Here is a 1,524-nt window from a genome sequence, read left to right on the forward strand (position 1 = left end):
AGTTAAGTCCATATAATTGTGTAAAAAGGGAGTTTTAAAAAAGGGTTGAGCCACCCTCACCCCTCTGGTTAGAATTAAATTGACAAACCCAAAAACCTAACTGGAGGGATGAGAAATGGCTCAATATAATATTACCATTAATTCAGAAATTTTGCACCACCTCTTTTTAAAAGGAGCTAAAGATGAAGGGATGGCCAAACTTTTTGAATCAATACTCAATCAAATACTGCAAGCCCAGGCCACCGAGCAAATCAAAGCTGAACCTTATGAAAGAACCGAAGAAAGACAAGCCTACCGTAACGGCTACTATCCGAGAAATTTAGTCACCAGAGTCGGCACCCTTACGTTAAGAGTTCCAAGGCTCCGCAACGGTAAGCTCACTACTGACATCTTTCGCCGTTACCAGAGAAGCGAACAGGCCCTCTTACTGGCATTAATGGAAATGGTGGTTAACGGGGTATCTACCAGGAAAATTGAAGAAATAACTTACGAGCTTTGCGGTACCGAGTTTTCAAAATCTACAATCTCTGAGCTTTGTAAAAACCTTGATCCTATTATTACAACCTGGAATTCAAGGCCCCTTAGAGAAAGAAGCTTCCCCTTTGTCATAGTGGATGCCATGGTCATAAAGGTTAGAGAAGATGGCCGTGTCCGTCAACGGGGCCTTTTAATTGCCGTTGGCGTAAATGAAGAAGGCTACCGGGAAGTATTAGGCCTTATGGTTGGAGACAGCGAATCGGAAGAAAGTTGGAGTGAATTTTTTTCCCGGCTAAAACAAAGGGGCCTACACGGCGTAGATCTGGTAGTTTCCGATCATCACAACGGGCTTATACGGGCTATTCGCCAGTATTTTCAGGGGGCGACCTGGCAGCGCTGCCAAACCCATTTTATGCGTAATATCCTCGATAAAACCCCGAAAGCCTTACAAAAAGAAATTCATGCCAAGGTAAGGGCTATATTCGAAGCACCGGATGCCAAAACAGCAAGAATGCTACTAAATCAGGTGTTAGATGAGTATAGAGCCAAAGCTGCTAAGGCCATGGATGTATTAGAAGAAGGTTTTGAAGATACTATAGCGGTTTTGGAGCTTCCTGAGCGTTATCGAAAAAGACTTCGTACCACCAACAGTTTAGAACGGCTAAATGAAGAAGTTCGCCGGCGTGAGAGGGTAATCAGGATATTTCCCAACCGGGAATCAGCTATCCGCCTAATCGGAGCATTACTTATGGAACAGGACGAAAAATGGGCTTCTGGCAAAAAGTACTTGGATATGGCCGAGTATTTTGAATGGCAGAAAGAAGCCTCTAAAAAATCAAAGGAAAAAGTAATTCAAATAAGATAACCTATCCCCACCGGTAAGTATTCGTATCCGCCGGAGGCCTCTGGTGTCAAGGGCGGCAAAGCCAAGTGATAGTGTATCCTTAACACCTAAAGGGTCGGAGGCGGTATAATAAGCCAAGCGGTGGTGATAGAAACACTTGGTTCTAACTAGAGGGATTTTTACACAAAAAATTGGACTTGATC

Annotated in this window: 1 protein-coding gene; it reads left to right on the plus strand. The window is 43.6% G+C overall.

Translation table 11 applies throughout. From position 1 onward, the window contains the following. The first annotated feature begins 115 nt into the window (after positions 1 to 115). Positions 116 to 1,342: an IS256 family transposase gene (locus F3H12_RS13105; protein WP_149679756.1), complete on the plus strand. Its 1,227-nt coding sequence runs from the start codon at positions 116 to 118 to the stop codon at positions 1,340 to 1,342. The last annotated feature ends 182 nt before the right edge of the window (positions 1,343 to 1,524 follow it).

It is taken from the genome of Thermoclostridium caenicola (assembly GCF_900142095.1).
Taxonomy (GTDB): Bacteria; Bacillota; Clostridia; order DSM-8532; family DSM-8532; genus Thermoclostridium_A; species Thermoclostridium_A caenicola.